Origin of the sequence: Streptomyces sp. NBC_00390 (genome assembly GCF_036057275.1) — a bacterium.
Lineage (GTDB): Bacteria > Actinomycetota > Actinomycetes > Streptomycetales > Streptomycetaceae > Streptomyces.
In genome coordinates this window covers 7,340,708-7,362,838 of the sequence record NZ_CP107945.1, presented here as the reverse complement: position 1 = coordinate 7,362,838, position 22,131 = coordinate 7,340,708, and the positions used below count along the sequence as shown (strand labels likewise).

Annotated in this window: 24 protein-coding genes and 2 pseudogenes; 9 read left to right on the top strand and 17 right to left on the bottom strand. The window is 70.8% G+C overall.

Annotated features, from left to right (window positions below; translation table 11 throughout):
- The first annotated feature begins 5 nt into the window (after window positions 1–5).
- On the top strand, window positions 6–404 hold the full coding sequence (locus OHS70_RS32700; RefSeq protein WP_328403468.1) for a hypothetical protein: 399 nt from the start codon (window positions 6–8) through the stop codon (window positions 402–404).
- Between the two features lie 256 nt (window positions 405–660).
- The gene (locus OHS70_RS32695; RefSeq protein WP_328403466.1) at window positions 661–936 is read left to right on the top strand and encodes a DUF6332 family protein; all 276 of its coding nucleotides are present in this window, start codon (window positions 661–663) and stop codon (window positions 934–936) included.
- Here the strand turns inward: OHS70_RS32695 and OHS70_RS32690 are convergent.
- The 3 genes from OHS70_RS32690 to OHS70_RS32680 all read right to left on the bottom strand — a co-directional run bounded on the left by OHS70_RS32690 (window position 897) and on the right by OHS70_RS32680 (window position 3,760).
- Window positions 897–1,562 carry a response regulator transcription factor gene (locus OHS70_RS32690; protein ID WP_328403464.1) on the bottom strand — a complete coding sequence of 222 codons (666 nt, stop codon included), beginning with the start codon at window positions 1,560–1,562 and terminating at the stop codon, window positions 897–899. The two genes, OHS70_RS32695 and OHS70_RS32690, sit on opposite strands and share 40 nt — an antisense overlap.
- Entirely contained in the window at window positions 1,559–2,785 is a 1,227-nt protein-coding gene (locus OHS70_RS32685; protein ID WP_328403462.1) for a sensor histidine kinase, read from the bottom strand. The genes OHS70_RS32690 and OHS70_RS32685 overlap by 4 nt, the downstream gene beginning before the upstream one ends.
- Before the next feature lie 234 nt (window positions 2,786–3,019).
- The gene (locus OHS70_RS32680) at window positions 3,020–3,760 is read right to left on the bottom strand and encodes a TetR/AcrR family transcriptional regulator (protein WP_328403460.1); all 741 of its coding nucleotides are present in this window, start codon (window positions 3,758–3,760) and stop codon (window positions 3,020–3,022) included.
- Between the two features lie 142 nt (window positions 3,761–3,902).
- On the opposite strand from OHS70_RS32680, the gene OHS70_RS32675 reads away from it, so the two are divergent.
- Entirely contained in the window at window positions 3,903–4,352 is a 450-nt protein-coding gene (locus tag OHS70_RS32675; protein WP_328403458.1) for a nitroreductase family deazaflavin-dependent oxidoreductase, read from the top strand.
- 172 nt (window positions 4,353–4,524) lie between these two features.
- On the opposite strand, the gene OHS70_RS32670 is transcribed toward OHS70_RS32675, so the two are convergent.
- Entirely contained in the window at window positions 4,525–4,830 is a 306-nt protein-coding gene (locus tag OHS70_RS32670; RefSeq protein ID WP_328403455.1) for a hypothetical protein, read from the bottom strand.
- Between the two features lie 316 nt (window positions 4,831–5,146).
- Window positions 5,147–6,379 carry a geranylgeranyl reductase family protein gene (locus OHS70_RS32665; protein WP_443062685.1) on the bottom strand — a complete coding sequence of 411 codons (1,233 nt, stop codon included), beginning with the start codon at window positions 6,377–6,379 and terminating at the stop codon, window positions 5,147–5,149.
- Between the two features lie 157 nt (window positions 6,380–6,536).
- Between OHS70_RS32665 and OHS70_RS32660 the strand changes: the two genes are divergently transcribed.
- Complete coding sequence (locus OHS70_RS32660; RefSeq protein WP_328403451.1) at window positions 6,537–7,901, top strand: dipeptidase; 1,365 nt, start codon at window positions 6,537–6,539, stop codon at window positions 7,899–7,901.
- 81 nt (window positions 7,902–7,982) lie between these two features.
- The gene (locus OHS70_RS32655; RefSeq protein ID WP_328403449.1) at window positions 7,983–8,678 is read left to right on the top strand and encodes an MBL fold metallo-hydrolase; all 696 of its coding nucleotides are present in this window, start codon (window positions 7,983–7,985) and stop codon (window positions 8,676–8,678) included.
- Here OHS70_RS32655 and OHS70_RS32650 read toward each other — a convergent pair.
- The 3 genes and pseudogenes from OHS70_RS32650 to OHS70_RS32640 form a co-directional block, all read right to left on the bottom strand.
- The gene (locus OHS70_RS32650; RefSeq protein ID WP_328403447.1) at window positions 8,652–9,686 is read right to left on the bottom strand and encodes an NUDIX hydrolase; all 1,035 of its coding nucleotides are present in this window, start codon (window positions 9,684–9,686) and stop codon (window positions 8,652–8,654) included. The genes OHS70_RS32655 and OHS70_RS32650 overlap by 27 nt on opposite strands.
- Window positions 9,687–9,984: 298 nt before the next feature.
- Window positions 9,985–10,383 (bottom strand): hypothetical protein, encoded by a 399-nt coding sequence (locus OHS70_RS32645; RefSeq protein ID WP_328403445.1) that lies wholly within the window; start codon window positions 10,381–10,383, stop codon window positions 9,985–9,987.
- Window positions 10,384–10,445: 62 nt separating this feature from the next.
- Window positions 10,446–10,603: pseudogene (locus tag OHS70_RS32640) on the bottom strand (carbohydrate ABC transporter permease); the annotation flags it as partial.
- Window positions 10,604–10,905: 302 nt separating this feature from the next.
- On the opposite strand from OHS70_RS32640, the gene OHS70_RS32635 reads away from it, so the two are divergent.
- Window positions 10,906–11,196, top strand: a complete 291-nt coding sequence (locus tag OHS70_RS32635) for a hypothetical protein (protein WP_328403443.1) — start codon at window positions 10,906–10,908, stop codon at window positions 11,194–11,196.
- Window positions 11,197–11,961: 765 nt separating this feature from the next.
- Here the strand turns inward: OHS70_RS32635 and OHS70_RS32630 are convergent.
- Together OHS70_RS32630 and OHS70_RS32625 are read right to left on the bottom strand one after the other, a co-directional pair.
- Window positions 11,962–12,378, bottom strand: coding sequence for a helix-turn-helix domain-containing protein (locus OHS70_RS32630; protein ID WP_328403441.1), 417 nt, complete (start codon window positions 12,376–12,378; stop codon window positions 11,962–11,964).
- Between the two features lie 63 nt (window positions 12,379–12,441).
- Complete coding sequence (locus OHS70_RS32625) at window positions 12,442–13,407, bottom strand: ROK family protein (protein ID WP_328403439.1); 966 nt, start codon at window positions 13,405–13,407, stop codon at window positions 12,442–12,444.
- A gap of 236 nt (window positions 13,408–13,643) precedes the next feature.
- Here OHS70_RS32625 and OHS70_RS32620 point away from each other — a divergent pair, with 236 nt between their 5' ends.
- On the top strand, window positions 13,644–14,624 hold the full coding sequence (locus tag OHS70_RS32620) for a LacI family DNA-binding transcriptional regulator (RefSeq protein ID WP_328406070.1): 981 nt from the start codon (window positions 13,644–13,646) through the stop codon (window positions 14,622–14,624).
- A 194-nt stretch (window positions 14,625–14,818) separates the two neighbouring features.
- Here OHS70_RS32620 and OHS70_RS32615 read toward each other — a convergent pair whose 3' ends face one another.
- The 5 genes from OHS70_RS32615 to OHS70_RS32595 form a co-directional block, all read right to left on the bottom strand.
- The gene (locus OHS70_RS32615; RefSeq protein ID WP_328403437.1) at window positions 14,819–16,108 is read right to left on the bottom strand and encodes a DUF6986 family protein; all 1,290 of its coding nucleotides are present in this window, start codon (window positions 16,106–16,108) and stop codon (window positions 14,819–14,821) included.
- 158 nt (window positions 16,109–16,266) lie between these two features.
- Window positions 16,267–17,229: an electron transfer flavoprotein subunit alpha/FixB family protein gene (locus OHS70_RS32610; protein WP_328403435.1), complete on the bottom strand. Its 963-nt coding sequence runs from the start codon at window positions 17,227–17,229 to the stop codon at window positions 16,267–16,269.
- Window positions 17,230–17,287: 58 nt separating this feature from the next.
- Entirely contained in the window at window positions 17,288–18,073 is a 786-nt protein-coding gene (locus OHS70_RS32605; protein ID WP_328403433.1) for an electron transfer flavoprotein subunit beta/FixA family protein, read from the bottom strand.
- A gap of 209 nt (window positions 18,074–18,282) precedes the next feature.
- Window positions 18,283–18,789: a flavin reductase family protein gene (locus OHS70_RS32600; protein WP_328403431.1), complete on the bottom strand. Its 507-nt coding sequence runs from the start codon at window positions 18,787–18,789 to the stop codon at window positions 18,283–18,285.
- A 199-nt stretch (window positions 18,790–18,988) separates the two neighbouring features.
- Window positions 18,989–19,402, bottom strand: coding sequence for a TlpA family protein disulfide reductase (locus tag OHS70_RS32595; protein ID WP_328403429.1), 414 nt, complete (start codon window positions 19,400–19,402; stop codon window positions 18,989–18,991).
- A 76-nt stretch (window positions 19,403–19,478) separates the two neighbouring features.
- On the opposite strand from OHS70_RS32595, the gene OHS70_RS32590 reads away from it, so the two are divergent.
- Together OHS70_RS32590 and OHS70_RS32585 are read left to right on the top strand one after the other, a co-directional pair.
- Entirely contained in the window at window positions 19,479–19,895 is a 417-nt protein-coding gene (locus OHS70_RS32590; RefSeq protein ID WP_328403427.1) for a DUF4395 domain-containing protein, read from the top strand.
- Window positions 19,896–20,056: 161 nt separating this feature from the next.
- On the top strand, window positions 20,057–20,779 hold the full coding sequence (locus tag OHS70_RS32585; protein ID WP_328403425.1) for a lysophospholipid acyltransferase family protein: 723 nt from the start codon (window positions 20,057–20,059) through the stop codon (window positions 20,777–20,779).
- 9 nt (window positions 20,780–20,788) lie between these two features.
- Here the strand turns inward: OHS70_RS32585 and OHS70_RS32580 are convergent.
- Window positions 20,789–21,475 (bottom strand): annotated as a pseudogene (locus OHS70_RS32580) (B3/B4 domain-containing protein); the annotation flags it as partial.
- 13 nt (window positions 21,476–21,488) lie between these two features.
- On the bottom strand, window positions 21,489–22,067 hold the full coding sequence (locus OHS70_RS32575; RefSeq protein ID WP_328403423.1) for a transglutaminase-like domain-containing protein: 579 nt from the start codon (window positions 22,065–22,067) through the stop codon (window positions 21,489–21,491).
- Window positions 22,068–22,131 lie beyond the last annotated feature (64 nt).

The following is a 22,131-nucleotide window of genomic DNA, read 5'->3' as shown; positions in this document are numbered from 1 at the left end:
CGACGATGGTCCACGACCCCTCCCCGCGTACCGACGACGAGGTGCTCGCCGCAACCGACATCGAGGCACTGCTGCGCCACGGCCTCAGCCGCGACACGTTCCGCACCGCGCTCTTCGGCGACGGTGCGATCGCCGCCGCCGTCACCCTCGACCGGCTCGGAGTGCTGCCGCGCTCGGTGACGTACGTCGCGAAGATCGTCCGGGCCGGCGGCCTCGCGTACGCGGCCGGGCTGGCCGAGCCCCTGCCGTCGGGTGCCGCGTCCGCATGCCTGCGGGACTGGCTGGAGACCGCCGCGCACGTCGCCGGCACACCGGATGACGAGGCGCGCGCCGCACGCTGGCTGGACACGGTCGCCGAGCTCATCGGCCTGCGCCGCGGCAACCGGGCAGGGGTTGTCCCGTAAATGATCTCCAGCGTGCTGGGGGACCTGCCATCAGTGACTGAGTCCCTGGCAGGCGGCTGGGACGGCGAGCGACGTGCTCGGCCGGCGGCTCCATGGAGCAGGAGTACCCCCTCGTCCGCGATGTCTTCCCCGACAGCGACGGGTCCGCGCACGGAGCGGCAGGGACACATGAGAGCAAGGGCCACCCGCCCAGCGGGCAACTTGGAGCGGTAGTGGCTTTCTTGTCCGCCGACCGTCGCCCTGTGAGACTGCGGACATGGAGCGACGTACACAGGCAGAACGGGACGCGATCACGGTCGAGATCGGCTACGCGCTGGTCAGCGGGTTCGTGGTCGCGGGGCTGACGTTCCTGGGGATCGCCGGACCGACGACGGTGTTCGCCCTGCCGCACGCCGCGGAACGAGGACTGGTCGTCGGCGGCGCGGTCGTGGGTGCGGTCGCTTTCGTGCTGCGCGTCGTGCACGTGCTCTGGCGGTTCGCCCGCACTCCCGATCAGCCCAGCCAGCCGGGCCGCACCAGCCCCGACTCATAGGCGAGTACGACGAGTTGGGCTCGGTCGCGCGCACCCAGCTTCACCATCGTGCGGCTCACATGCGTCTTCGCCGTGAGCGGGCTGACCACAAGCCGGCGGGCGATCTCCTCGTTGGACAGGCCGATGCCGACCAGTGCCATCACCTCGCGTTCCCGTTCGGTGAGTTCACTCAGGCCCTCGGCATCGGCCGGCGCCTTCGAGCGGGCCGCGAACTCGGCGATGAGGCGGCGCGTGACGCCCGGCGAGAGCAGCGCGTCCCCCTCCACCACCGCCCGTACGGCGCGCAGCAGTTCCTCCGGTTCGGTGTCCTTGACCAGGAAGCCGGAGGCGCCCGAGCGGATGGCCTCGAAGACGTACTCGTCGATTTCGAAGGTGGTGAGCATGACCACCTTGACCTCGTGCAGCCGCTCGTCCCCGGTGATCCGGCGGGTGGCGGCCAAGCCGTCGAGGACCGGCATCCGGATGTCCATCAGGACCACGTCCGGGCGCAGTTCACCGGTCAGGCGCACCGCCTCCTCGCCGTCGCAGGCCTCGCCCGCCACCTCGATGTCGTGCTGGGCGTCGAGCAGGGCCCGGAAGCCTGCCCGGACCAGCATCTGGTCGTCGGCGAGCAGTACGCGGATCACGTCGTCTCCTTCTGCTGCACGGGCAGATCGGCCCGTACCCGGAAGCCGCCGTCCGGCCGCGGACCCGCCTCGATCGTGCCACCGAGGGCGGCGGCCCGCTCCCGCATTCCGGCCAGGCCGTTGCCGCTGCCACCCGCGTCCGAACCGGTGGCCGGCCCTTCGTCGTCGATCTGCAGGCTCAAGCCGCCCGGCGTGTGGACGATCCGCACCCGCGCCGTACGGGAGCCCGAGTGCCGCACGGCGTTCGTCAGCGCCTCCTGGACGATACGGAACGCCGCCAGGTCGGCGCCGGGTGACAGGGGCCGGGGTTCGCCCTCCACGGCGACATCGACGCGCAGGCCGGTACTCGCCGCCTGTTCGACCAGTTCGGGGATGCGCGCGAGGCCAGGGGCGGGGGCGCGCGGGGCGGCGCCCGGCGCGCGCAGGGTGTCGAGCACCTGCCGCACCTCGCCGAGCGCCTCTTTGCTCGCCGCCTTGATGGTGGTCAGGGCGGTCCTGGCCTGCTCCGGATCGCTGTCGAGCAGCGCGAGGCCGACCCCGGCCTGGACGTTGATGACGGCGATGGAGTGCGCGAGGACGTCGTGCAGCTCGCGGGCGATCCGCAGCCGTTCCTCGTCGGCGCGGCGCCGCTCGGCCGCGGCACGCTCGGCGCGCTCCCTGGCCCAGACCTCGCGGCGTACGCGGACGAGTTCGGCGGCCGCCAGGATCGCGACGACCCAGGCGGTGATGACCAACTCCTGCGCCCAGGGCGCGGCGTCGTCGGTGCCCGGCGGCAGAGAACGGTAGAGCCAGTGCGCGATCAGCAGATGCCCGGCCCACAGCACTCCGAGCGTCCACCAGGCGGCCCGCCGGTGCCCCGAAACGACGGCGGCGAAGGCGGCCACGGCGATGATGAGGAAGACCGGCCCGTACGGGTATCCCCCCGCGAAGTACACGAACGCGGTGGCGGCGACGCCGAGAAGCACCGCGACCGGGTAGCGGTGGCGGAACAGGCAGAGCGCCGGGCCGACGAGCAGCAGGACACGCGCGAAGGCGTCGAGGGGCTCCCGGTCCTGGCCCTGCGCGGCGAAGTGCGTCCCGACCATGACGAACACCGTCAGCGCCAGGGTCGACAGCCAGGGCAGCCGCCCGCCCTCGCGCCGCTGCTCCCAGTGCCGAAACCGCGGTGGCCCGCCCTGTGACCAGGGAGGACCGCCGCAGATACGTGAGCGCTGCTCTTCCATACGGCCACGCTAGACGGGGTCGGGACACGCGGGCGTCAGCCGAGCGTGGCGATCACACGTACTCCCGGTGGAGTACGGCCCCGGGAGCGGCGGCCGCGTCAGAGGCCGCGACGGCCTTCGCCGGTCCCGTACGGAGGCAGGGGCATCGACGTCCTGCACGGGAACAGCGGCATCGGCCGGCTGTACGGGAACATCGGCGTCGACAAGCCGGCGGACCGCCGTCCGTTCACGCCTTCAGCTCCCGCCCGCGGGTGTGAGCGTCGCCCCTCCGCCGACGGCGTGCCGGGGCCGCAGTCCGACCTCGTGCGCGAGGCGGTCGGTGGCATGGGCGAAGAAGGCTTCCCGGTCCTCGACGATGCGATGGAACTGGCCGAAGATCTCGAAGGAGATCAGCCCGAAGATCTCCGACCAGGCGGCGACCAGGGCCACGGCGACGGCAGGCGGCAGATCCGGGGCCAGGTCGGCGGCCAGGCGCTCCGCCTCGGGCCGTAGCCGGGGGGTGAGGGGCGGAAGGGCGATGCCGGCCGCACGATGGGCGTCGCGGACGATCGAGATGAGCGCGAGTCCGACGCGGGAGGCGGGGCCCACGGTGTCCTTGGGGGCCTGGTAGCCGGGGACCGGGGAGCCGTAGATCAGCGCGTACTCGTGGGGGTGGTCGAGAGCCCATCCGCGCACGGCGGAGCACAGTGCACCCCAGCGGACGAGGGGGTCGCCACGGTCGGGGACAGCCGCCACGGCCGACTCGGCGGCGGCGCCGACGGCGTCGTACGCGTCGACGATCAGGGCGGTCAGCAGATCGTCACGGCTCGGGAAGTAGCGATAGAGGGCGGAGGAGACCATGCCCAGCTCGCGGGCGACGGCGCGCAACGAGAGCTTGGCGGCCCCCTCGCGCGCCAGCTGTTTGCGCGCCTCCTCCTTGATGGCGGCGGTCACTTCGATACGGGCCCGTTCCCTGGCCCCCCGGATGGTGCTCATGCGAAACAGTCTCTCACGATTCGGAGCACTGACCAATAACGAGAGCATTGCTCTTGCTTTTGAGCACCCGTCGAGTGCACACTGCTCTTAAGAGAGAGCAGTGCTCTCACGACATCGCCGGGTCCCCCGACAGGAGACAGTCATGCCGCAGACGCACTACATCCGGCCCAACCGGTTCGACACGGTCGTGAACACGTTCATCGGCTGGCTCACCCGCCGCGGCGTCAGCGTCATGGGCACCGCGGAGCTCTCCGTCCGCGGCCGCTCCAGCGGCGAATGGCGGCGCATCCCAGTAAACCCGCTCCCCTACGAGGGCGGCCCGTATCTGATCTCCGCCCGCGGACACTCCCAGTGGGTGCGCAATCTGCGGGCCGCGGGCGGCGGGCAGCTCCAAGTCGGCCGCAGGACCCAGCAGTTCACGGCGGTGGAGCTGCCGGACGAAGATAAGCCCGCACTGCTGCGCCGCTACCTCGAGCGCTGGGGCTGGGAAGTCGGCCGCTTCTTCGGTGACGTCAACGCGAAGTCGACGGACGAGGAACTGCTCGCCGCCGCGCACAAGCACCCGGTCTTCCGTATCACCGTCACGAAGTGAACGTCGCTCCGGCTCAGTCAGTTGCCGACTGCTGACCCGGTCGAGTCGCCCGCCGAGTGGTTGCCGGACGGCTTGGCGGAGGCGATCCCGCTCCTGGCGGAGAGCGGCCCCGCGCTGCGCACATCTGCCGCGTGAGCCCAGCGGGATTCGCCGACGAGCGGCAGTGCTGGTGTCAGCCGATGTCGTCGCCGGACGGCACTCTTGACTCGCTCTCGCTCGCCTCTTCCTCCTCGTCGCCACCCATGACGTCGAGCAAACGTTGCCGCGCCTGCTCCAGACGACGGGCATAGTCAGGCATGAAGATCTCGACGAGCGACTTGTCCAGGGTGCCGGAGATCGCGTAGATACCTGACCAGACAGCACGATCCGGGACGATCGCATCGAGCTTGCCGGACTTCATCATCACTTCATGGAGCCAGTCCGAGAGTACGAACGCTTGATCGTGTGTGAGCGTGATGACCACCGGTTCTTCGTCCACGCGGTCAAGGTACGCGACGGTCCGGCGGGGCTACGCGGTGCCGGCGCTTCGGGCCTCGGGGCACCGAACCCGAAAAGGCGCGTCGTACTTGTCGGCGGTTGGTCCACGTACGGCACCGTGGCCGCAGCCCGCCGGCCGGCGGAGGCATGGGAGTAGCTCTGCGCTCCGTGCGGACGAAGGCCGCGGCTCGCCTGCCGGGCAGCGCCCGCCCGGTCGGCGCCCGGCGGGGCCAGGTGCCGGGCAGGCAGCCATCGGCAGGCTGCCCGGCGGGGCCAGGTGCCGGGCAGGCAGCCATCGGCAGGCCTGACGGCCCCGGCTATGCCCGCTTGTCCAGCGTGTCCAGCGCCCGCCTGGCCAGTGAATGCGTCCGCACCAGCCCGGCCAGCGACGTGGACCCGCGGGTGATGTCCGCGAACGCCTTCCACGCCGGACGGAAACCGGTGATTGCCGCATGCAGCAGTACCGGCCTGCGCTCGAACACGGCGAGCATCCGCCGGCCGACCGCCATCTCCACGCCGAGCCCCGCCTTGATCGCGAAGGCGTAGTTCAGCGCCTGCCGACGGGCGTCCACGCCGTCATGGGCCTCGGCGATACGCACGGCCCACTCCCCCGCGAGCCGCCCCGACCGCAGCGCGAAGGAAATGCCCTCCCTGGTCCAGGGCTCCAGCAGTCCTGCGGCATCACCGCACACCAGCACCCGGCCCCGCGACAGCGGCGAGTCGTCGCTGCGGCAGCGCGTCAGATGGCCCGACGAGATCGCGGGCTCGAAGCCCGCCAGCCCCAGCCGGGCGATGAAGTCCTCCAGATAGCGCTTGGTGGCCGCACCCTCACCGCGCGCCGAGATCACGCCGACGGTCAGTGTGCGTCCCTTGGGGAACACCCAGCCGTAGCTCCCCGGCATCGGGCCCCAGTCGATCAGGACGCGCCCTGCCCAGTCCTCGGCGACCGTCTCGGGAACGGGAATCTCCGCCTCCAGGCCGAGGTCGACCTGATCCAGCTTCACCCCGACGTGAGCGCCTATCCGGCCGGCACTGCCGTCCGCACCGACGACCGCGTGCGCCAGCACCGTCTCGCCGCCGGACAGCACCACGGCCACCGTGCGCCGGTCGGGGACGGCCGGGCCGTGCTGCTCGACGCGGGAGACGCTCTCGCCGGTGCGCAGCACCGCGCCCGCCTTCTGCGCCTGCTCGACGAGCCCGGCGTCGAAGTCGGGGCGGTTGATCAGCCCGAAGAGCATCCGCTTGGAGCGCCGGGTGCGGGCCAGTCTGCCGTTCAGGGAGAAGGTGACGGCATGGACCTTGTCCCGCAGCGGGAGTTCGAAGCCAGGCGGAAGGCTGTCGCGCGAGGGGCCGATGATGCCTCCGCCACAGGTCTTGTAGCGGGGGAGCTCGGCCTTCTCCAGCAACAGCACCCTGCGGCCTGCGACCGCGGCCGCATAGGCCGCCGAGGCGCCCGCAGGGCCTGCGCCGACCACGACGACGTCCCACACCGCGGGGTCGCCCAGCTCATTCGCCGCCGCTGCTCCGGTGGCATCGTTCTCGCTGCTCACGATGTACTTCTGCTCCCGATCCGCCCTGTGGCCATGCTCAGTCCGCATCCTACGGCGCGGCCCGGTCCCTCCCCCTGTGGGAGGATCGGCCACACTTTTGCTGTACACCCATTGCGTGCACACCTCGCACAACGTCGCACCCACAAGGAGCGTGCCCATGACCGCGAATCCGATCGCAGAGACCATCGCCTCGCTGATGCCCCGCGCCAAGGCGGAGCTCACGGAGCTGGTGGCCTTCCAGTCGGTCGCGGACGAGGCAGTGGCGCCGCGCAGTGAGTGCGAGGCCGCCGCGAACTGGGTGGCCGGTGCGCTGCGCGCCGAGGGATTCGAGGACGTGGCGCTGCTGGACACCCCCGACGGTTCGCAGTCGGTGTACGGACTGCTGCCCGGCCCGGAGGGTGCGCCGACCGTGCTGCTGTACGCGCACTACGACGTGCAGCCGCAGCTGGACGAGTCGGCCTGGATCAGCCCGCCGTTCGAGCTGACCGAGCGGGACGGCCGCTGGTACGGGCGCGGCGCCGCCGACTGCAAGGGCGGCTTCATCATGCACCTGCTCGCGCTGCGCGCCCTGAAGGCGAACGGCGGCGTGCCGGTGACGGTCAAGATGATCGTGGAGGGCTCGGAGGAGCAGGGCACCGGCGGTCTGGAGCAGTACGCCGAGGCGCACCCCGACCTGCTGACGGCCGACACCATCGTGATCGGCGACACCGGGAACTTCCGGGTGGGCCTGCCGACGGTGACGGCGACGCTGCGCGGCATGACCATGATCCGCGTCCAGGTCGACACGCTGGAGGGCAACCTGCACTCGGGCCAGTTCGGCGGCGCCGCGCCGGACGCGCTGGCCGCACTCATCCGCGTACTGGACTCGCTGCGCGCCGCGGACGGCTCGACGGTGATCGACGGGCTCGAGGCACAGGCCCAGTGGGACGGGGTGCAGTATCCCGAGGAAGACTTCCGCCGCGACGCCAAGGTCCTCTCGGGTGTGGGCCTGACCGGCAACGGCACGGTGGCCGACCGTATCTGGGCGCGGCCCGCCGTCACCGTGATCGGCATAGACTGCCACCCGGTGGCGGGTGCCACTCCGTCCATCCCGGCGAGCGCCCGTGCGCAGATCAGTCTGCGTGTGCCGCCCGGTCAGGACGCCACGGAGGCCACCAAGCTGCTGTTCGCCCATATCGAGAAGCACACGCCGTGGAACGCGCGCGTCTCACTGGAACAGGTCGGCCAGGGCCAGCCGTTCCAGGCGGATGTCACCAGCCCCGCGTACACCTCGATGGCGGAGGCGATGCGGGTGGCGTACCCGGGTGAGGAGATGCACTCGGCCGGGATGGGCGGCTCGATCCCGCTGTGCAACACACTTGCCGCGCTGTATCCGCAGGCGGAGATCCTGCTCATCGGGCTGAGCGAGCCGGAGGCGCAGATCCACGCGGTGAACGAGAGTGTCTCGCCCAAGGAGCTGGAGCGGCTGTCGGTCGCCGAGGCGCTGTTCCTGGTCAACTACGCGGAGTCCAAGAAGGGTTGAGCGGCGGGTTCAGCGCTCGGCGAAGATCGCGGCAAGCGTAGTTGCAGGTGGCGGGCGTGCGCCGGTGGGTACGGTCACCGCATGGACTTCCTTCAGGTACTGCCGCAGCTGCACATGTTCCGTTTCCCGATCGGTCAGGCGTACTTGTGGCACGACGGGGACGAACTGACGCTCATCGACGCGGGGAACCGGGACTCCGCGCCGCTGATCGAGTCGGCGATACGGGGCGCGGGCCTGGATCCCGCCGGCCTTCGCCGGATCGTGCTGACCCACTGCCACCGTGATCACGTGGGCGCGGCCGGGGAGCTGGCGGAGCGGTACGGCGCCGAGGTGCTGGCGCACCGCCTCGACGCACCGGTCGTACGGGGCGAGGAGCCGGTGCCCGAGCCCGTGCTGCTGGACTGGGAGGTCCCGCTGTACGAGCGCGGGCTCACGGTCCCGCCCGCCCCGCCGACCCGGGTGGACCGCGAGCTCGAGGACGGTGACGTGCTGGACTTCGGCGGCGGGGCCGTCGTGGTGCACTCCCCCGGCCACACCGACGGATCGATCGGCATCCATCTGCCGTACCAGGGCGTGCTGTTCACAGGAGACTGCGTTGCCGGGGTCGGCCAGGTCATGCTGGGCGTCTTCAATGTCGACAGGGCCGCGGCGCAGGTGTCGATGCGCCGCCTCGCCTCGCTCGCGCCGTCCACGGTCTGCTTCGGGCACGGTGACCCCCTGACGGAAAACGCCACGGCCCTGCTGCTGGCGTCAGCCGACGGGGATGCCGGCCTCTAGGTTGAGTACGGTCCCGCGCTCGCGGGCCCGCAGCGCCCAGCGCAGCCGTTCGTAGCGGGTGGGCGGCAGCAGTTGGGCGGCCTCCTGCTCGCTGACGAACCTCCAGCCGCGCAGCTCCGATCCGGGCAGCCTCACCTGGCCGGCGTCGCCTTCAGGGAGTCGACCGCCGTCGAACAGCAGCCGAAGTCCGCCGAATCCGGGCGGCCGGGGCGGCTCCCAGTCGACCACGAGAAGGTTCGGCACCTCGTCGAGTTCGATGCCGAGCTCCTCGGCGACCTCACGCATCCCGGCACGGGCCGGCGCCTCTCCGCGCTCCACGACACCGCCCGGGAACTCCCACCCGGGCTTGTAGGTCGGGTCGACGAGAAGCACGCGGTCGTGGTCGTCGAAGAGGAGTACGCCCGCGGCGAGTGTCTCGGACGTCGGTTCAGGCGTCTGGACGATTTCGCAGGCGGCGGCCGCCCCGGTCCGGACCGCCGTCGCGATCTGCCGCGCGGTCTCGTGCGGGTCGATACGGCTGGTGTCGATGACGTGCGCATCGCCGGTGATCCAGCCGAGCGCGGCACGGTACGGCTCGATGTGGTCGAACGCCCACTGCCGGAAGCGTTGGTCGCCGTCAGGGGTGTCGGGCACCTCGCGCCCGGCTATCCGCTCACGCAGGATCGTTTCGTCCGGGCAGAGCAACACATGGCGCACGGCAATGCGGCGGGAGGCGAGACCGCCGAAGATCTCGTCGCGGTACTCCTGGCGCAGCAGCGTCATCGGCACCACCAGTACGCCGCCGAGCTCGGTCAGCAGTGCGGCCGCCGTGTCCACGACCAACCTCCGCCAGATCGGGAGGTCCTGGTAGTCGTCGACCTCGTCGAGCCTCTTCCGCGGCAGCAGACATCGGACGCCGTCGCCGACGAGCTCGGGATCGAACAGTGTGCTGTTCGGGATCAGATCGATCAGTTCGCGCGCGGTACTGGTCTTGCCCGCTCCGAACGCACCGTTGATCCAGACGATCACGGTTCCCCCTCTTCTGTTGCCCACAGTGGATTGCCCGCAACACCCTGCCACGGAAACCCGGAACGGGAAGAGGCCGCGTCCTGCGTGGTCGTCCTGTCACGACCGTCATCCGTCCGCGTGTCTGCCGGGGCGCCGCGGGGCGCCACGTCCGGCCGACCCGTGACCGCCGTGCCCGCTCCGGCTCTTTCCCCCTTGGGTCAAGACCGACGTCAGCCCCGCGGAGGCGATCCGTCGAACCGTCTCCGCCGGGGCGCAGAGCCCGTCACGCCCCGGCACCGGCCCCTCCCCCTTCGTCCGCTCACACTGATGCCGGTTCCGGTTTCAGGGCCTCGATGCCCCACCTGATCAGCAGGTCGCAGTCCTCCTGACCCGTGACGCGATGCAGCTCCAGGAAGACGTGCCGCGCGGCTTCCATACGCCCGTTGTCAGCGGGGAATCCGCTGTGTTCGAGGGCGCGGGCGAGGTGGTCGCTGTACGGGCCTGGTCCGCGGTCGGGCTGGTGGTACGCCTTGCTTGCGCTCTCCGCGCACCGCAGCAGCCCGAGAAGGTTCACTGCCCCGATCGTCATGTACAGGAAGTCCAGGAGACGCAGGCCGATCTTCACCTCGTTCCGGCCGGGGTCGGTCACGCCGGTGTCGCGCTTGATCACCTCGGTGAGGGCAAGGCTGAAGTCTGCGGGGTCTTTGCCGAAGCTCATGAGGGTTTCATAGCGGCTTCCCCGGCAGCGCCGGGGAAGCCATGCCCGGGAGGGCCCCGCTTTCACCCCTTGGTCGAGCCGAGCGTCAGACCCTCGATGAAGTGCCGCTGCAGCAGCAGGAACACGATCAGCGTCGGCAGTGCCACGATCACCGACCCGCCGCGAGCAGGTTGTAGTCGGTGAAGAGCTGACCCCGGAGATTGTTGGTACAGGGCAGACGTCGGCGCGGGATACCGACAACCCCCTGACCTGCGTTCCGATCGGTTCCGTTGTGTTCCGATGATGGGTTGATCCGAGGTGGATCCGGGGAATTCTGAGACTCCCCATCCACTCCCCCTCCCCAGATTCTCCCCAGCTGCTCCCCCGAAACAGGCCCGTGTCCAGGGCGTCTACAACAGAAAGCCGCCCCGGTCGGTCGACCGGGGGCGGGATCCTCGGCTGAGGGCGGCTCCAGGTGCGAGCGTCCGCCAACCGGGTGACCCTGGTGAAAGCGCCCTGACCCCCACACACCAGGGAGACACGATGATCAAGATGCTGCACGACAAGGGCTTCCGCAGCGAACACGCCTACACCGCAGCCTTCATGTCCATCGGCTTTTCCATCTTCACCTGGGCAGCGTCCCTCAAAGTCGAGCCGGGCGCCGGCCTCGATCGCGCCGACCGGTGGGGCATCTTCGTCGGCGAATGGGCGCCCACGTTCTTCGGACTCGGACTCGCCCTCTCCCACTACGAGCAGCAGGACGGCACCCTGACCGCCAGCGTTCGTGACATCCGCGAGGCGAAGGCGCAGGAGCGTCAACAGGAAGCCATGTAGCGCGACATGCGCCTGCCCTCCCGTGGGGAAGCCGGGAGGGACGACACCCCGCCCGGGACGGATCCGGGCGGGGCAGGGGGTAGTGGCAGCCCCGACGGGGAGGCAGGGCCACCACGTGGTGCGCACAGCATGCGCCCGGATCCGGCCATCGGCATAGACGTGTGGCGGGAAAACATCGAGCGCGCGTCCGGCGACTGGCCGCCGGGTACGACACCCTGAGTCCCAGGAGGTGCGGCGTGAACTGTCCCCGATGCGGCGGCTCGGCACAGCAAGGACCGAACGGCCAATGGCTCTGCCCGAACTGCGGGCCCATCGCCACCACCCCACCCACCCCCGACGGTAGGGTCCGACCATGACCGGACGGCCGGCCGAGCCTGACAGCTCGGAAATCACGCGAACCGAATGCACCCGCTGCGGCACTGAGATCTACGGCATCGACGGCCGGTACTCGTGCCCCCTTTGCGGGTGGGTGAACCACTGGTCCGAAGGGCACAACGTCCTGCCCGGCGGGGGCGAAGACCCGGACCTGCCCGGCCGCGCATAGCACGAACGCCCGCCCCGGTAGCAGGGGCGGGCGGTCGGTCTTGGCGGTCGCGCCTCGGTGGGCCATCGCCACTGTGCACGGCACGTAGCCCCGTCACCGGCGCCTCGCGCAACAGGACTTCAGTGTGGCACGACAGAGCCCCTGCTGACGGGGGACGTACAGCAGGGGCTCCAGCCACCACGCTACTCCGCGGCGGCGACAAACTCGGCGGACCGGCAGGGTCAGCGCATAACGTCGGAACGGCGCTGCTCTTCAAGCAGGAAGTCGACGAGTGCGCCGAGAAACTTCACTCGGTGCGGGTCTGTGATCCCCCACATCTCGGCGAGCTCCGGCACCGTCAGGTTCTTGCGTGGCGCCTCGCTGAGGTTCGTCTCGGGACTGATGATGCCGTGCAGGACGAGGAGTTCCTCGACAGGCATGTTGACCGCATTGGCCAGGGCCTCGAGGCGGTATGCGTCCGGCATGGTCTGGCCCGCCAGCATCCGCCCGACGCTGGACTGTGTCATCCCGGTACGGCGCGCCAGCTCCTTCTTCCCGCCCCCGCGCGGGCTGTCGATGTCGTAGCCGGCCGACCGAGCCGCCTCAGCGACGCGCTGCCCGAAGGCCTGGGCTCGGGCCGCCCTGTCGTCGTCGGTCATTCGCTACGCCCTTTTGCTTTGTCCGCGGCTGAGGCATCCGGTGGCCCAGGCAGGGTCACCGCATCAGGACCGGCCGCTGACGAGCGGGGCCCTCCCCCCGTGGCCTGCGAGCAAAGCGGCGGCCGCCGCGCCCACGAGCCCGGCGTCCGTACCCGTCAACGCGGGCGCCACCTCGATCCGTTGCACGAAGGAGAGCGCGGCGTAGTCGCGCAGGGCACGCCGCAGGGGGGAGAAGAGCACCTCGCCCGCACCGGCCACTCCCCCGCCGATCACCGCGATGTCGATCTCGACGAGCGTCGCGGTCGCGGCGATTCCGGCGGCGAGCGCCTGCGCCGCACGCCCGAAGGACGCGAGGGCCACCGGGTGGCCGGCCCGCGCGGCGGCCGCCACGGCCGCGGCGGAGGTGTCGCCGTCGGGGCCCGGCACCCAGCCGCCCTCCAGCGCGCGGCGGGCGATGTTGGGGCCGCTGGCGATGCGCTCGACGCACCCGCGCGATCCGCACGGGCACAGGTCGCCGTCCAGGTCCACGCTGATGTGGCCGATGTGGCCGGCATTGCCCGTGGGGCCGGTGTGCAGGGACCCGTTCAGGACGAGGCCGCCGCCGACGCCTGTGGAGACGACCATGCACAGCGCGTTGTCGTAGCCGCGAGCCGCGCCCTGCCAGTGTTCGGCCGCCGTCATCGCGACGCCGTCGCCCACCAGCTCGACCGGCAGTCCGCCGACGGCCCGGGAGACCCTTGCCACCAGCGGAAAGCCGCGCCAGCCCGGGACATTGACGGGGCTGACCGTACCGGCGGACGCGTCCACGGGGCCCGCGCTCCCGATCCCGACCGCCGTGACACCCGCCCAGAGCGGAGACACCGACAGTTCCGCCAGGACGACCTCGACCGCCCGCATCACCGTGTCGCCGTCCTCCCGGGCCGGTGTCGGGCGCTGTGCACGCAGGAGAAGCGTGCCGCTGCCGTCCACCAGCGCACCGGCGATCTTGGTACCGCCGATGTCGAGCGCGGCGACGAGGCTGGTATGCATCGGTGTGCGTTCCCCCGGAGAGCTGTCGGAGCTGCGGTTTCGATAACAGTCTCCATTCCCCTGACAACGTTGTCCAGGGCCTATGCTCGACGCCACACCGTCATATATGCCTAATGCCGGCCCCGGACGGCAGGCATCGACATCAGACAGGACAGCGCACTGTGGCCGACTCCACCCGTCCCCTGCCGCCGGGGAGCCCTCGAGGCCCCGAACCCCGCTACGGCAACCGGCCCACGATGAAGGATGTCGCGGCGCGGGCGGGAGTAGGACTCAAGACGGTCTCCCGGGTGGTCAACGGGGAGCCGGGTGTCACCCCCGACACCGAGCGCCGGGTGCAGGAGGCCATCGAGTCGCTCGGCTTCCGCCGCAACGACAGCGCCCGGGTGCTGCGCAAGGGCCGCACCGCGTCGATCGGCCTGGTGCTGGAGGATCTCGCCGACCCGTTCTACGGTCCGCTCAGCCGTGCCGTGGAGGAGGTCGCCCGGGCCCACGGAGCGCTGCTGATCAACGGATCCAGTGCCGAGGACCCCGAGCGTGAGCAGGAGTTGGTGCTCGCGCTGTGCGCACGCCGGGTGGACGGCCTGATCGTCATCCCGGCCGGTCACGACCACCGCTATCTGGAGCCGGAGATCAAGGCCGGCATCGCCACCGTGTTCGTCGACCGCCCCGCGGGCCAGATCGACGCGGACGTCGTCCTCTCGGACAGCTTCGGCGGCGCCCGCGCGGGCGTGGCCCATCTGATCGCGCACGGTCACCGCCGGATCGGCTTCATCGGTGACCAGCCGCGTATCCATACCGCCGTCGAGCGCCTGCGCGGCTACCGCGCCGCGATGGAGGACGCCGGGCTCGCGGTCGACGACGCGTGGGTCTCGCTCGGCTCGACGGCCCCGGAGCGGGTGCGGTCGGCCGTCACCGCCATGCTCGAGGGAGCGGAGCCGGTCACCGCGATCTTCGCCGGCAACAACCGGGTGACGGTGACCGCGGTACGGGTCCTGGCCGGCCACGACAGGCAGATCGCCCTGGTCGGCTTCGACGACATCGAGCTCGCCGACCTGCTGGGCATCACGGTCATAGCCCAGGACGCGGCTGCGCTCGGGCGTACGGCCGCGGACCGGCTGTTCCGCCGGCTCGACGGTGCCGCCGAGGAGCCGTCACAGGTGGCGCTCGAAACGGTGCTGATCCCGCGCGGCTCCGGCGAGATCCCGCCGGCCGGCTGACGCGCCGTCGCGCGCATCCCACGGCCGGGGTGCGCGCACGGCTCGGGCCGACCGTCGGACGCGGCACCGGCGTGTCGTTGCCGCCACCCGGAGGTGCACGTCACCGACGGGGACCTGGGCCTTCCCGCCCGGCCCGCCGCCCTCTCCACCGACAACTCCCGTGCTGCGCGCCCGCGTTGTTCAACAGACGGTTGTCACCGTGCTGTTGCCGTCAGGTCTCCGCGACGAGGTGCGGCGTACGCGTCGAGCTCCGAGCGCGACAGGCCGGTGAGCCGGGCGACTTCGGCGGTGTCGAGTGCGCCGCAGTCGATGCCGCGCAGCAGATAGGAGCTGAGCGCCTTGGCGGTCGCCGGCTCGTCCATGACGTCGCCGCCGGCCTGGTTGGCGTAGGCGGCGAGGCGCGCCGCGGCCTGCTCGAAGCCTTCGCGGTAGAAGGCGAACACGGCGGCGTAGCGGGTCGGGAGATGACCCGGGTGCATGTCCCAGCCCTGGTAGTAGGCACGGGCCAGGGCCCGCCGGGTGAGGCCGTAGTGCAGCCGCCAGGCGTCGTGGACCTTCTCCGTCGGGCCGACCGGCAGCACGTTGGTGGAGCCGTCGCTGACCCGCACGCCGGTGCCGGCGGCGGCGACCTGCATGATCGCCTTGGCGTGGTCGGCAGCGGGGTGGTCACTGGCCTGGTAGGCGGCGCTGACGCCGAGGCAGGCGCTGTAGTCGAAGGTGCCGTAGTGCAGCCCGGTGGCGCGGCCTTCGGCTGCGTCGATCATCCGGGCGACGGTGGCGGTGCCGTCGGCGGCGAGGATGGACTGACTGGTCTCGATCTGGATCTCGAAGCCGATCCGGCCGGCCTGGAGGCCGCGGGCCTTCTCGAACTCCTCCAGCAGCCGCACCATCGCGCTGACCTGCTCGGCGTAGGTGACCTTGGGCAGGGTGAGCACCAGCCCGTCCGGCAGGCCGCCGGCCTCCATCAGACCGGTGAGGAAGATGTCGAGGGTGCGGATCCCCCGGTCGCGTACGGCGGCTTCCATGCACTTCATGCGGATGCCCATGTACGGGGCGGCAGTCCCCCGGTCATACGCGTCGGCGATCAGACGTGCGGCGCGCGCGGCGTCGGCGTCTTCCTCACGCCCCGCGTAGCCGTCCTCGAAGTCGACGCGGAGGTCCTCGACCGGCTCGCGCTCCAGCTTGGCCCGTACGCGTGTGTACACGGGCCCGGCGAGTTGGTCGGACAGGCCGAGGACGCGGGCGAGCGAGGCCGCGTCGGGAGCGTGCTCGTCGAGGGCCGCGAGGGCCGTGTCGCCCCAGGAGCGGATGGTGTCCGCACCGAAGGCATTGCCTGGTACATAGACGGTGTGGACCGGCTGGCGAGTGCCGGGGTCTCCCGGATAGCGGCGGGCGAGCTCGGCGTCCACCGGCGCGAGGGAGGCGCTGATGCCTTCGCTGACCGCACCGGCGAGGCTTGTCGCCACCTTCTCCTGCTGCCCCATTCCCGCACCCTCCGCACACTCTGTTTCCGCTCAGCGGAATCAACATTCTGTTGAACGAAGTTAACGGGCGGCCATGACCTGCGTCAATGGTCCCTCACAACGGCCAGGGGCCGCGCGGTGAAGATCACCGTGCGGCCCCTGTCGCGGACATGTGCGGGTCAGCCCTTGCGGGTGTTGACCTCGTCGGTCAGCTGCGGGACGACCTCGAAGAGGTCGCCGACCACGCCGTAGTCGACCAGGTCGAAGATCGGGGCCTCGGCGTCCTTGTTGATGGCCACGATGGTCTTCGAGGTCTGCATACCGGCCCGGTGCTGGATCGCGCCGGAGATACCGGAGGCGATGTACAGCTGCGGCGAGACCGACTTGCCGGTCTGGCCGACCTGGTTGGTGTGCGGGTACCAGCCGGCGTCGACGGCGGCGCGGGAGGCGCCGACGGCGGCACCGAGCGAGTCGGCCAGCGCCTCGATGATCGCGAAGTTCTCGGCACCGTTGACGCCACGGCCGCCGGAGACCACGATCGCGGCCTCGGTCAGCTCGGGGCGGCCGGTGGACTCACGCGGGGTGCGCGAGACGACCTTGGTGCCGGTGGCCTTCTCGGAGAACGACACGGCGAGCGCCTCGACCGCACCGGCGGCCGGGGCGGCCTCGACGGGAGCCGAGTTCGGCTTGACCGTGATGACCGGGGTGCCCTTGGAGACGCGGGACTTGGTGGTGAAGGAGGCCGCGAACGCGGACTGCGTCGCCACCGGGCCCTCGTCGCCGGCCTCGAGGTCGACGGCGTCGGTGATGATGCCGGAGCCGATGCGGACCGCGAGACGGGCCGCGATCTCCTTGCCCTCGGCGGAGGACGGCACGAGCACGGCGGCCGGGGAGACGGCCTCGTACGCGGCCTGCAGCGCGTCCACCTTCGGCACGACGAGGTAGTCGGCGAACTCGGCGGCGTCCGCGGTCAGGACCTTGACCGCGCCGTGCTCGGCGAGCGTGGCGGCGGTGGCCTCGGCGCCGGCACCCAGGGCGACAGCCACGGGCTCACCGATGCGGCGGGCCAGCGTCAGCAGCTCCAGGGTGGGCTTGCGGACGGCGCCGTCCACGTGGTCGACGTAGACGAGAACTTCAGCCATGGGACTTCTTCTCTCCTGCTTGCGAAGTGTGAGGGGCGGTTGGGGTGATGACCGAAGCTCAGATGAACTTCTGGCTCGCGAGGAACTCCGCGAGCTGCTTGCCGCCCTCGCCCTCGTCCTTGACGATCGTGCCGGCGGTGCGGGCCGGACGCTCGGCCGCCGAGTCGACCTTGGTCCAGGCGCCCTCGAGGCCGACCTCGTCGGCGTCGATCTCGAGGTCCTCGAGGTCCAGGGACTCGACCGGCTTCTTCTTGGCGGCCATGATGCCCTTGAAAGACGGGTAACGGGCCTCACCCGACTGGTCCGTCACGGACACGACGGCCGGCAGGGACGCCTCGAGCTGCTCGCTCGCGGTGTCACCGTCACGGCGGCCCTTGACGACACCGTCCTCGACCGAGACCTCGGACAGCAGGGTGACCTGCGGGACACCCAGACGCTCGGCGAGGATCGCCGGCAGCACGCCCATGGTGCCGTCGGTGGAGGCCATACCGGCGATGACCAGGTCGTAGCCGGTCTTCTCGATCGCCTTGGCCAGCACCAGCGAGGTGCCCATCACGTCGGAGCCGTGCAGGTCGTCGTCCTCGACGTGGACGGCCTTGTCGGCGCCCATCGACAGAGCCTTGCGCAGCGCGTCCTTGGCGTCCTCGGGGCCGACCGTCAGCACGGTGACCTCGGCGTCGTCCGCCTCGTCGGCGATCTGCAGCGCCTGCTCGACCGCGTACTCGTCGAGCTCGGACAGAAGGCCGTCCACGTCATCACGGTCGACGGTCAGGTCATCGGCGAAGTGCCGGTCGCCGGTGGCGTCGGGCACGTACTTCACACAGACAACGATCCTCAGGCTCACGCCGGCTCTCCTACTGCATCGTCTCTACTGGAATGCCTTGTGAACGCAGCATAGGCGTCCGATGGGGCGGATCCCGGTCGGGGCGGGCCGCGCTCCGATCGAAATATTACTCGTCAGTACATCGGGTGTTTTCAAGGTAAGCAAGCGCTTGGCGCTGTGACCTTGCCAACGCCCCCAGCGTGCCATTCTCCGGCGCCGCGGGGGAACTTTCAGTCCCTCAGCGCGTTGAAGCGTCCTTGGTGGTAGAGCAGGGGCCGCCCCGCCCCGGCGGGGTCGCCGACGACGGCCTCGGCGATCACGAGCCGATGATCCCCGGCGGGTACGCGGGCGACGACACGGCACACCAGCCAGGCGAGCACGCCGTCGAGCACCGGTACGCCCTCCGGGCCCGTACGCCAGCTCGTCGGCGAAGCGAACCGGTCGGCCCCGCTGCGCGCGAAGGTGGCCGCCAGCTCCTGCTGATGCTCGCCGAGCACGTGGACGCCTATGTGCTCGGCCTCGGCGAGCACGGACCAGCTGGAGGAGGAGGTCCCCACCCCGAAGGAGAGCAGCGGCGGGTCGGCCGCGACGGAGGTGAGCGAGGTGGCGGTGAACCCGACCGGGCGGGCGCCCTGGGCCGTGATCACCGCGACGCCGGCGGCGTGCCTACGGAAGACCGACCGGAGCAGATCGGGCGAGGCGAGCTGTGTCGTGCCGAGATCGGGCGAGGCCGTCATCGAGGAGTCCTTCTGCGGGAGATGCGAACGGGGTGGCTGCGACTGCCCGGTCAGCCGGACAGCGCGCACTCGCGTTCCGGGCGAGGTCCACATGAGCCCGCCCGTGGAGAAGGAGAATCGGTGGCACAGCGTCAGACTGACGATTGTCCGCGCGTGCAGTCAAGTGCGCACCGGAATGTGGGACCAGGGTCACGCAAAGTCAGAACACCCGGCCGAGGGCGGCGATCACATCCGCCTTGCGCGGCTGGCCGGCGGCTCTGGTGACGATCCGTCCGTCGGCGTCGAGCACGAGCACGGTGGGTGTCTTCATGACACCGAGCTCCCGTACCAGCTCGAGCCGGTCCTCGGCGTCCAGCTCCACATGGACGACGCCCTCGACCATGCCGGCGATGTCGGCGAGGGTGCGCCGGGTGGCCCGGCACGGCTGGCAGAACGCGCTGGAGAACTGCACCAGCGTCGCCCGGCGTCCGAGCTCCGCACCCAGTTCGCCCACGCCCAGGCGCCGCTCCGCGTCCCGCTCCCGCACCTTCAGCCTCCCGTTGCTGCGCCGCTGCCACAGCCCGAAGGCGCTCGCCGCCGCGAGCACCGCCACACACACCATGAGTCCGGACATCCCAGGGTGCAGCGTTCACAGGACCGCAAAGATTCCCGGCGTCCGGGGCCGGATCCGGTGCGCGATGCTGTGCGGCATGGACATCGACGTCAGGGGGCCGCGCTTCGGGGCCGCCGTCACCGCACTCGTACTCGCCGTCGTACTCGTCACGGGCAGCGATCTGCTGCTGGCCTGGCAGACGCTCTGCTTCGCCGTGGGCACGGCGCTCGGCGTGCAGCGCACTCCCTACGGATGGCTGTTCCGTACCGCCGTGCGCCCCCGCATCGGTCCGCCAACCGAGGTCGAGTCGCCGGCGCCGCCGCGTTTCGCGCAGGCCGTCGGACTGTTCTTCGGCGTGCTCGGCCTCGCCGGGCCGGCCCTGGGAGCCCAGTGGCTCGGGCTCGCCGCCGTCGGCTGCGCGCTGGCCGCGGCCTTCCTCAGCGCCGCCTTCGGGTACTGCCTCGGGTGCGAGGTGTACCTGCTGCTCAGGCGGGCGACGCAGATGAGTCGGTGAGGTGAACCAACGTGACGTGACAAGAATCTCGCCCACACAGGGCGCCGGGACTGGTCTACGCGCCGTACATGGGGCACGATCGGCCCGATGCCGAAAACCTACGGCTGCGTAACTTCCGCCGGGAGAACCCTCCCCGGGCACGACGAAAGGGTCCTCCTCAGATGGCAGAGCTCGTCTATCGGCCGGTCGTCGGTGCCGCCCTCACGATGTTCAAGGCACTCGACCTGAAGATCGACATCCAGGGGTCACAGAACATTCCGCGGTCCGGCGGGGCGGTGCTCGTCAGCAACCACATCAGCTATCTGGACTTCATCTTCACCGGTCTGGCCGCGCTGCCGCAGAAGCGCCTGGTCCGCTTCATGGCGAAGGAGTCCGTGTTCCGGCACAAGATCTCCGGTCCGCTGATGCGGGGCATGAAGCACATCCCGGTGGACCGTAAGCAGGGTGAGGCGGCCTACGCCCATGCCCTCGACTCGCTGCGCTCGGGCGAGATCGTCGGTGTCTTCCCCGAAGCCACCATCTCGCAGTCCTTCACGCTGAAGTCCTTCAAGTCGGGCGCCGCCCGGCTGGCCCAGGAGGCCGGCGTGCCGCTGATCCCGATGGCGCTGTGGGGCACCCAGCGACTGTGGACCAAGGGCCGCCCGCGCAACTTCTCGCGCTCCCACATCCCGGTGACGATACGAGTCGGCGAGCCGGTCGAGGCCCCGACGGACCAGTACGCGGGCGCGATCACCCGGCGTCTGCGCGAGCGGGTGCAGGAGCTGCTCGAGGCCGCGCAGCGCGCGTACCCGGTACGTCCCAAGGACGCCCACGACACCTGGTGGGTACCGGCGCACCTCGGGGGTACCGCGCCGACACCGGCCGAGGTGCGCGAGGCCCGGTAGCGGCTGCCGCGGGGCGTGGACGGTGATCTGCGCCCCGGGGCTCAACTTCTCCAGCGACTCGGCGAGTTCGGTGGCTGCGGCCTCCAGCTCGCCGCTCGTCGTCGGGGCCATGCCCTCCAGCAGGAACAGCGCGTTCACGGAGTGCTCGGTGAGCCGGGTGCGTACGCCCTGGCGCCAGTTCCAGCGGCGGCAGGTCACGCCTTCCTCGTCGCACCAGACGACCTCGCCCGGCTCGGGGTGGTCCACGGCCTGCTCGCCGCCCGCCGTGGTGACGAACGGCTCCTGCCCGGTGGCACGTACGAGCCGCATGCCGCCCACGATGTGGTCGGTGTCCTCGCCGCCGACCGGAATCAGGTGGGCCACGCTGATGGCGTTGTAGAGGTCGACGAGCGCGTTGATGCGCGGCAGCCCGCCGTCGGCGAGGGCGCGCCTGGCGAGCGCCTCCGCGGAGTTGCGGGTACGGGAGGGCTTGGCCCCGAAGGCCGCGTAGGCCTGACGCCATGCCGCCATGTGGGGGTCCTCGTGCGGGGCGCGGCCGTCCAGGCGCGCGGCCAGCCGGCCTGCGGCATCCTCCAGCAGGGCCGAACTGTCCTCACTGCTGGGCCCGTTGACCACTCCTCGGGCCTCCACGGCAATGTGCACGAATCCGGGCGCGATGGCCCTGACCTGGTCGGAGACGGTGAGCGTGAGTGTCATGGCCGGCCTTGCCTCACAGTTCGGCGGGGTAGCGGAGCCACAGGGACTCCAGGTCCGACGCACTCCGGAGGGCTCGCAGCACCGCCGGGTGCGGTGCATCATATGCTACTGGATAGTCCATCTCACTGGACTCCGGTCGCACGGGAAAAGCCAGCCGCTCACCATCGAGCGAGAACTGCGCGTCGATTCCGGGCTTGTTGCCGCGCGGATCCTGCCGCACCCACCGCCCGGGCCCCGGCAGCCGCACGGCGACCAGCCCATGGACCACACTCAGCCGCTGATAGCACAAGGCGGTGGGGATGCCCTCCGCGCGCAGCAATGCTGTGAGCGCGTGCGCCTTGGCGCAGCAGATGCCGGTCCGGTGCCGCAGCACGTCCGAGGCCCGCCAGGTGACGCGCGGATCTTGAGTGTCAAGCGAGTGCGGGATGGTGTCGCGTACGAACTCGAAGGCCGCTTTGGCGTATGCACATTCATCGACCGCCCCGGCTCGAAGAGCGGCGGCCGTCTCCCGCACCAGCGGGTGTTCATGGTCGATCGACTCGTCAGCGGCGAGATATGCAGAGAGTTGAGGGACGCGCTGGATCATCTCCATGCCCGCCGACCTTAGAAAAGCGACCGGCCGGAAGTCAATGACTTTCCGGTCGGCCGCATGTCTA

What these genes read in the sequence shown, in the direction of transcription:
- OHS70_RS32700 (WP_328403468.1), top strand. Translation starts at nt 6, where the DNA reads ATGGTCCACGACCCCTCCCCGCGTACCGACGACGAGGTGCTCGCCGCA.
- OHS70_RS32695 (WP_328403466.1), top strand. Translation starts at nt 661, where the DNA reads ATGGAGCGACGTACACAGGCAGAACGGGACGCGATCACGGTCGAGATC.
- OHS70_RS32685 (WP_328403462.1), bottom strand. Translation starts at nt 2,785, where the DNA reads ATGGAAGAGCAGCGCTCACGTATCTGCGGCGGTCCTCCCTGGTCACAG.
- OHS70_RS32680 (WP_328403460.1), bottom strand. Translation starts at nt 3,760, where the DNA reads ATGAGCACCATCCGGGGGGCCAGGGAACGGGCCCGTATCGAAGTGACC.
- OHS70_RS32675 (WP_328403458.1), top strand. Translation starts at nt 3,903, where the DNA reads ATGCCGCAGACGCACTACATCCGGCCCAACCGGTTCGACACGGTCGTG.
- OHS70_RS32660 (WP_328403451.1), top strand. Translation starts at nt 6,537, where the DNA reads ATGACCGCGAATCCGATCGCAGAGACCATCGCCTCGCTGATGCCCCGC.
- OHS70_RS32655 (WP_328403449.1), top strand. Translation starts at nt 7,983, where the DNA reads ATGGACTTCCTTCAGGTACTGCCGCAGCTGCACATGTTCCGTTTCCCG.
- OHS70_RS32645 (WP_328403445.1), bottom strand. Translation starts at nt 10,383, where the DNA reads ATGAGCTTCGGCAAAGACCCCGCAGACTTCAGCCTTGCCCTCACCGAG.
- OHS70_RS32635 (WP_328403443.1), top strand. Translation starts at nt 10,906, where the DNA reads ATGATCAAGATGCTGCACGACAAGGGCTTCCGCAGCGAACACGCCTAC.
- OHS70_RS32630 (WP_328403441.1), bottom strand. Translation starts at nt 12,378, where the DNA reads ATGACCGACGACGACAGGGCGGCCCGAGCCCAGGCCTTCGGGCAGCGC.
- OHS70_RS32625 (WP_328403439.1), bottom strand. Translation starts at nt 13,407, where the DNA reads ATGCATACCAGCCTCGTCGCCGCGCTCGACATCGGCGGTACCAAGATC.
- OHS70_RS32620 (WP_328406070.1), top strand. Translation starts at nt 13,644, where the DNA reads ATGAAGGATGTCGCGGCGCGGGCGGGAGTAGGACTCAAGACGGTCTCC.
- OHS70_RS32615 (WP_328403437.1), bottom strand. Translation starts at nt 16,108, where the DNA reads ATGGGGCAGCAGGAGAAGGTGGCGACAAGCCTCGCCGGTGCGGTCAGC.
- OHS70_RS32610 (WP_328403435.1), bottom strand. Translation starts at nt 17,229, where the DNA reads ATGGCTGAAGTTCTCGTCTACGTCGACCACGTGGACGGCGCCGTCCGC.
- OHS70_RS32600 (WP_328403431.1), bottom strand. Translation starts at nt 18,789, where the DNA reads ATGACGGCCTCGCCCGATCTCGGCACGACACAGCTCGCCTCGCCCGAT.
- OHS70_RS32595 (WP_328403429.1), bottom strand. Translation starts at nt 19,402, where the DNA reads ATGTCCGGACTCATGGTGTGTGTGGCGGTGCTCGCGGCGGCGAGCGCC.
- OHS70_RS32590 (WP_328403427.1), top strand. Translation starts at nt 19,479, where the DNA reads ATGGACATCGACGTCAGGGGGCCGCGCTTCGGGGCCGCCGTCACCGCA.
- OHS70_RS32585 (WP_328403425.1), top strand. Translation starts at nt 20,057, where the DNA reads ATGGCAGAGCTCGTCTATCGGCCGGTCGTCGGTGCCGCCCTCACGATG.
- OHS70_RS32575 (WP_328403423.1), bottom strand. Translation starts at nt 22,067, where the DNA reads ATGGAGATGATCCAGCGCGTCCCTCAACTCTCTGCATATCTCGCCGCT.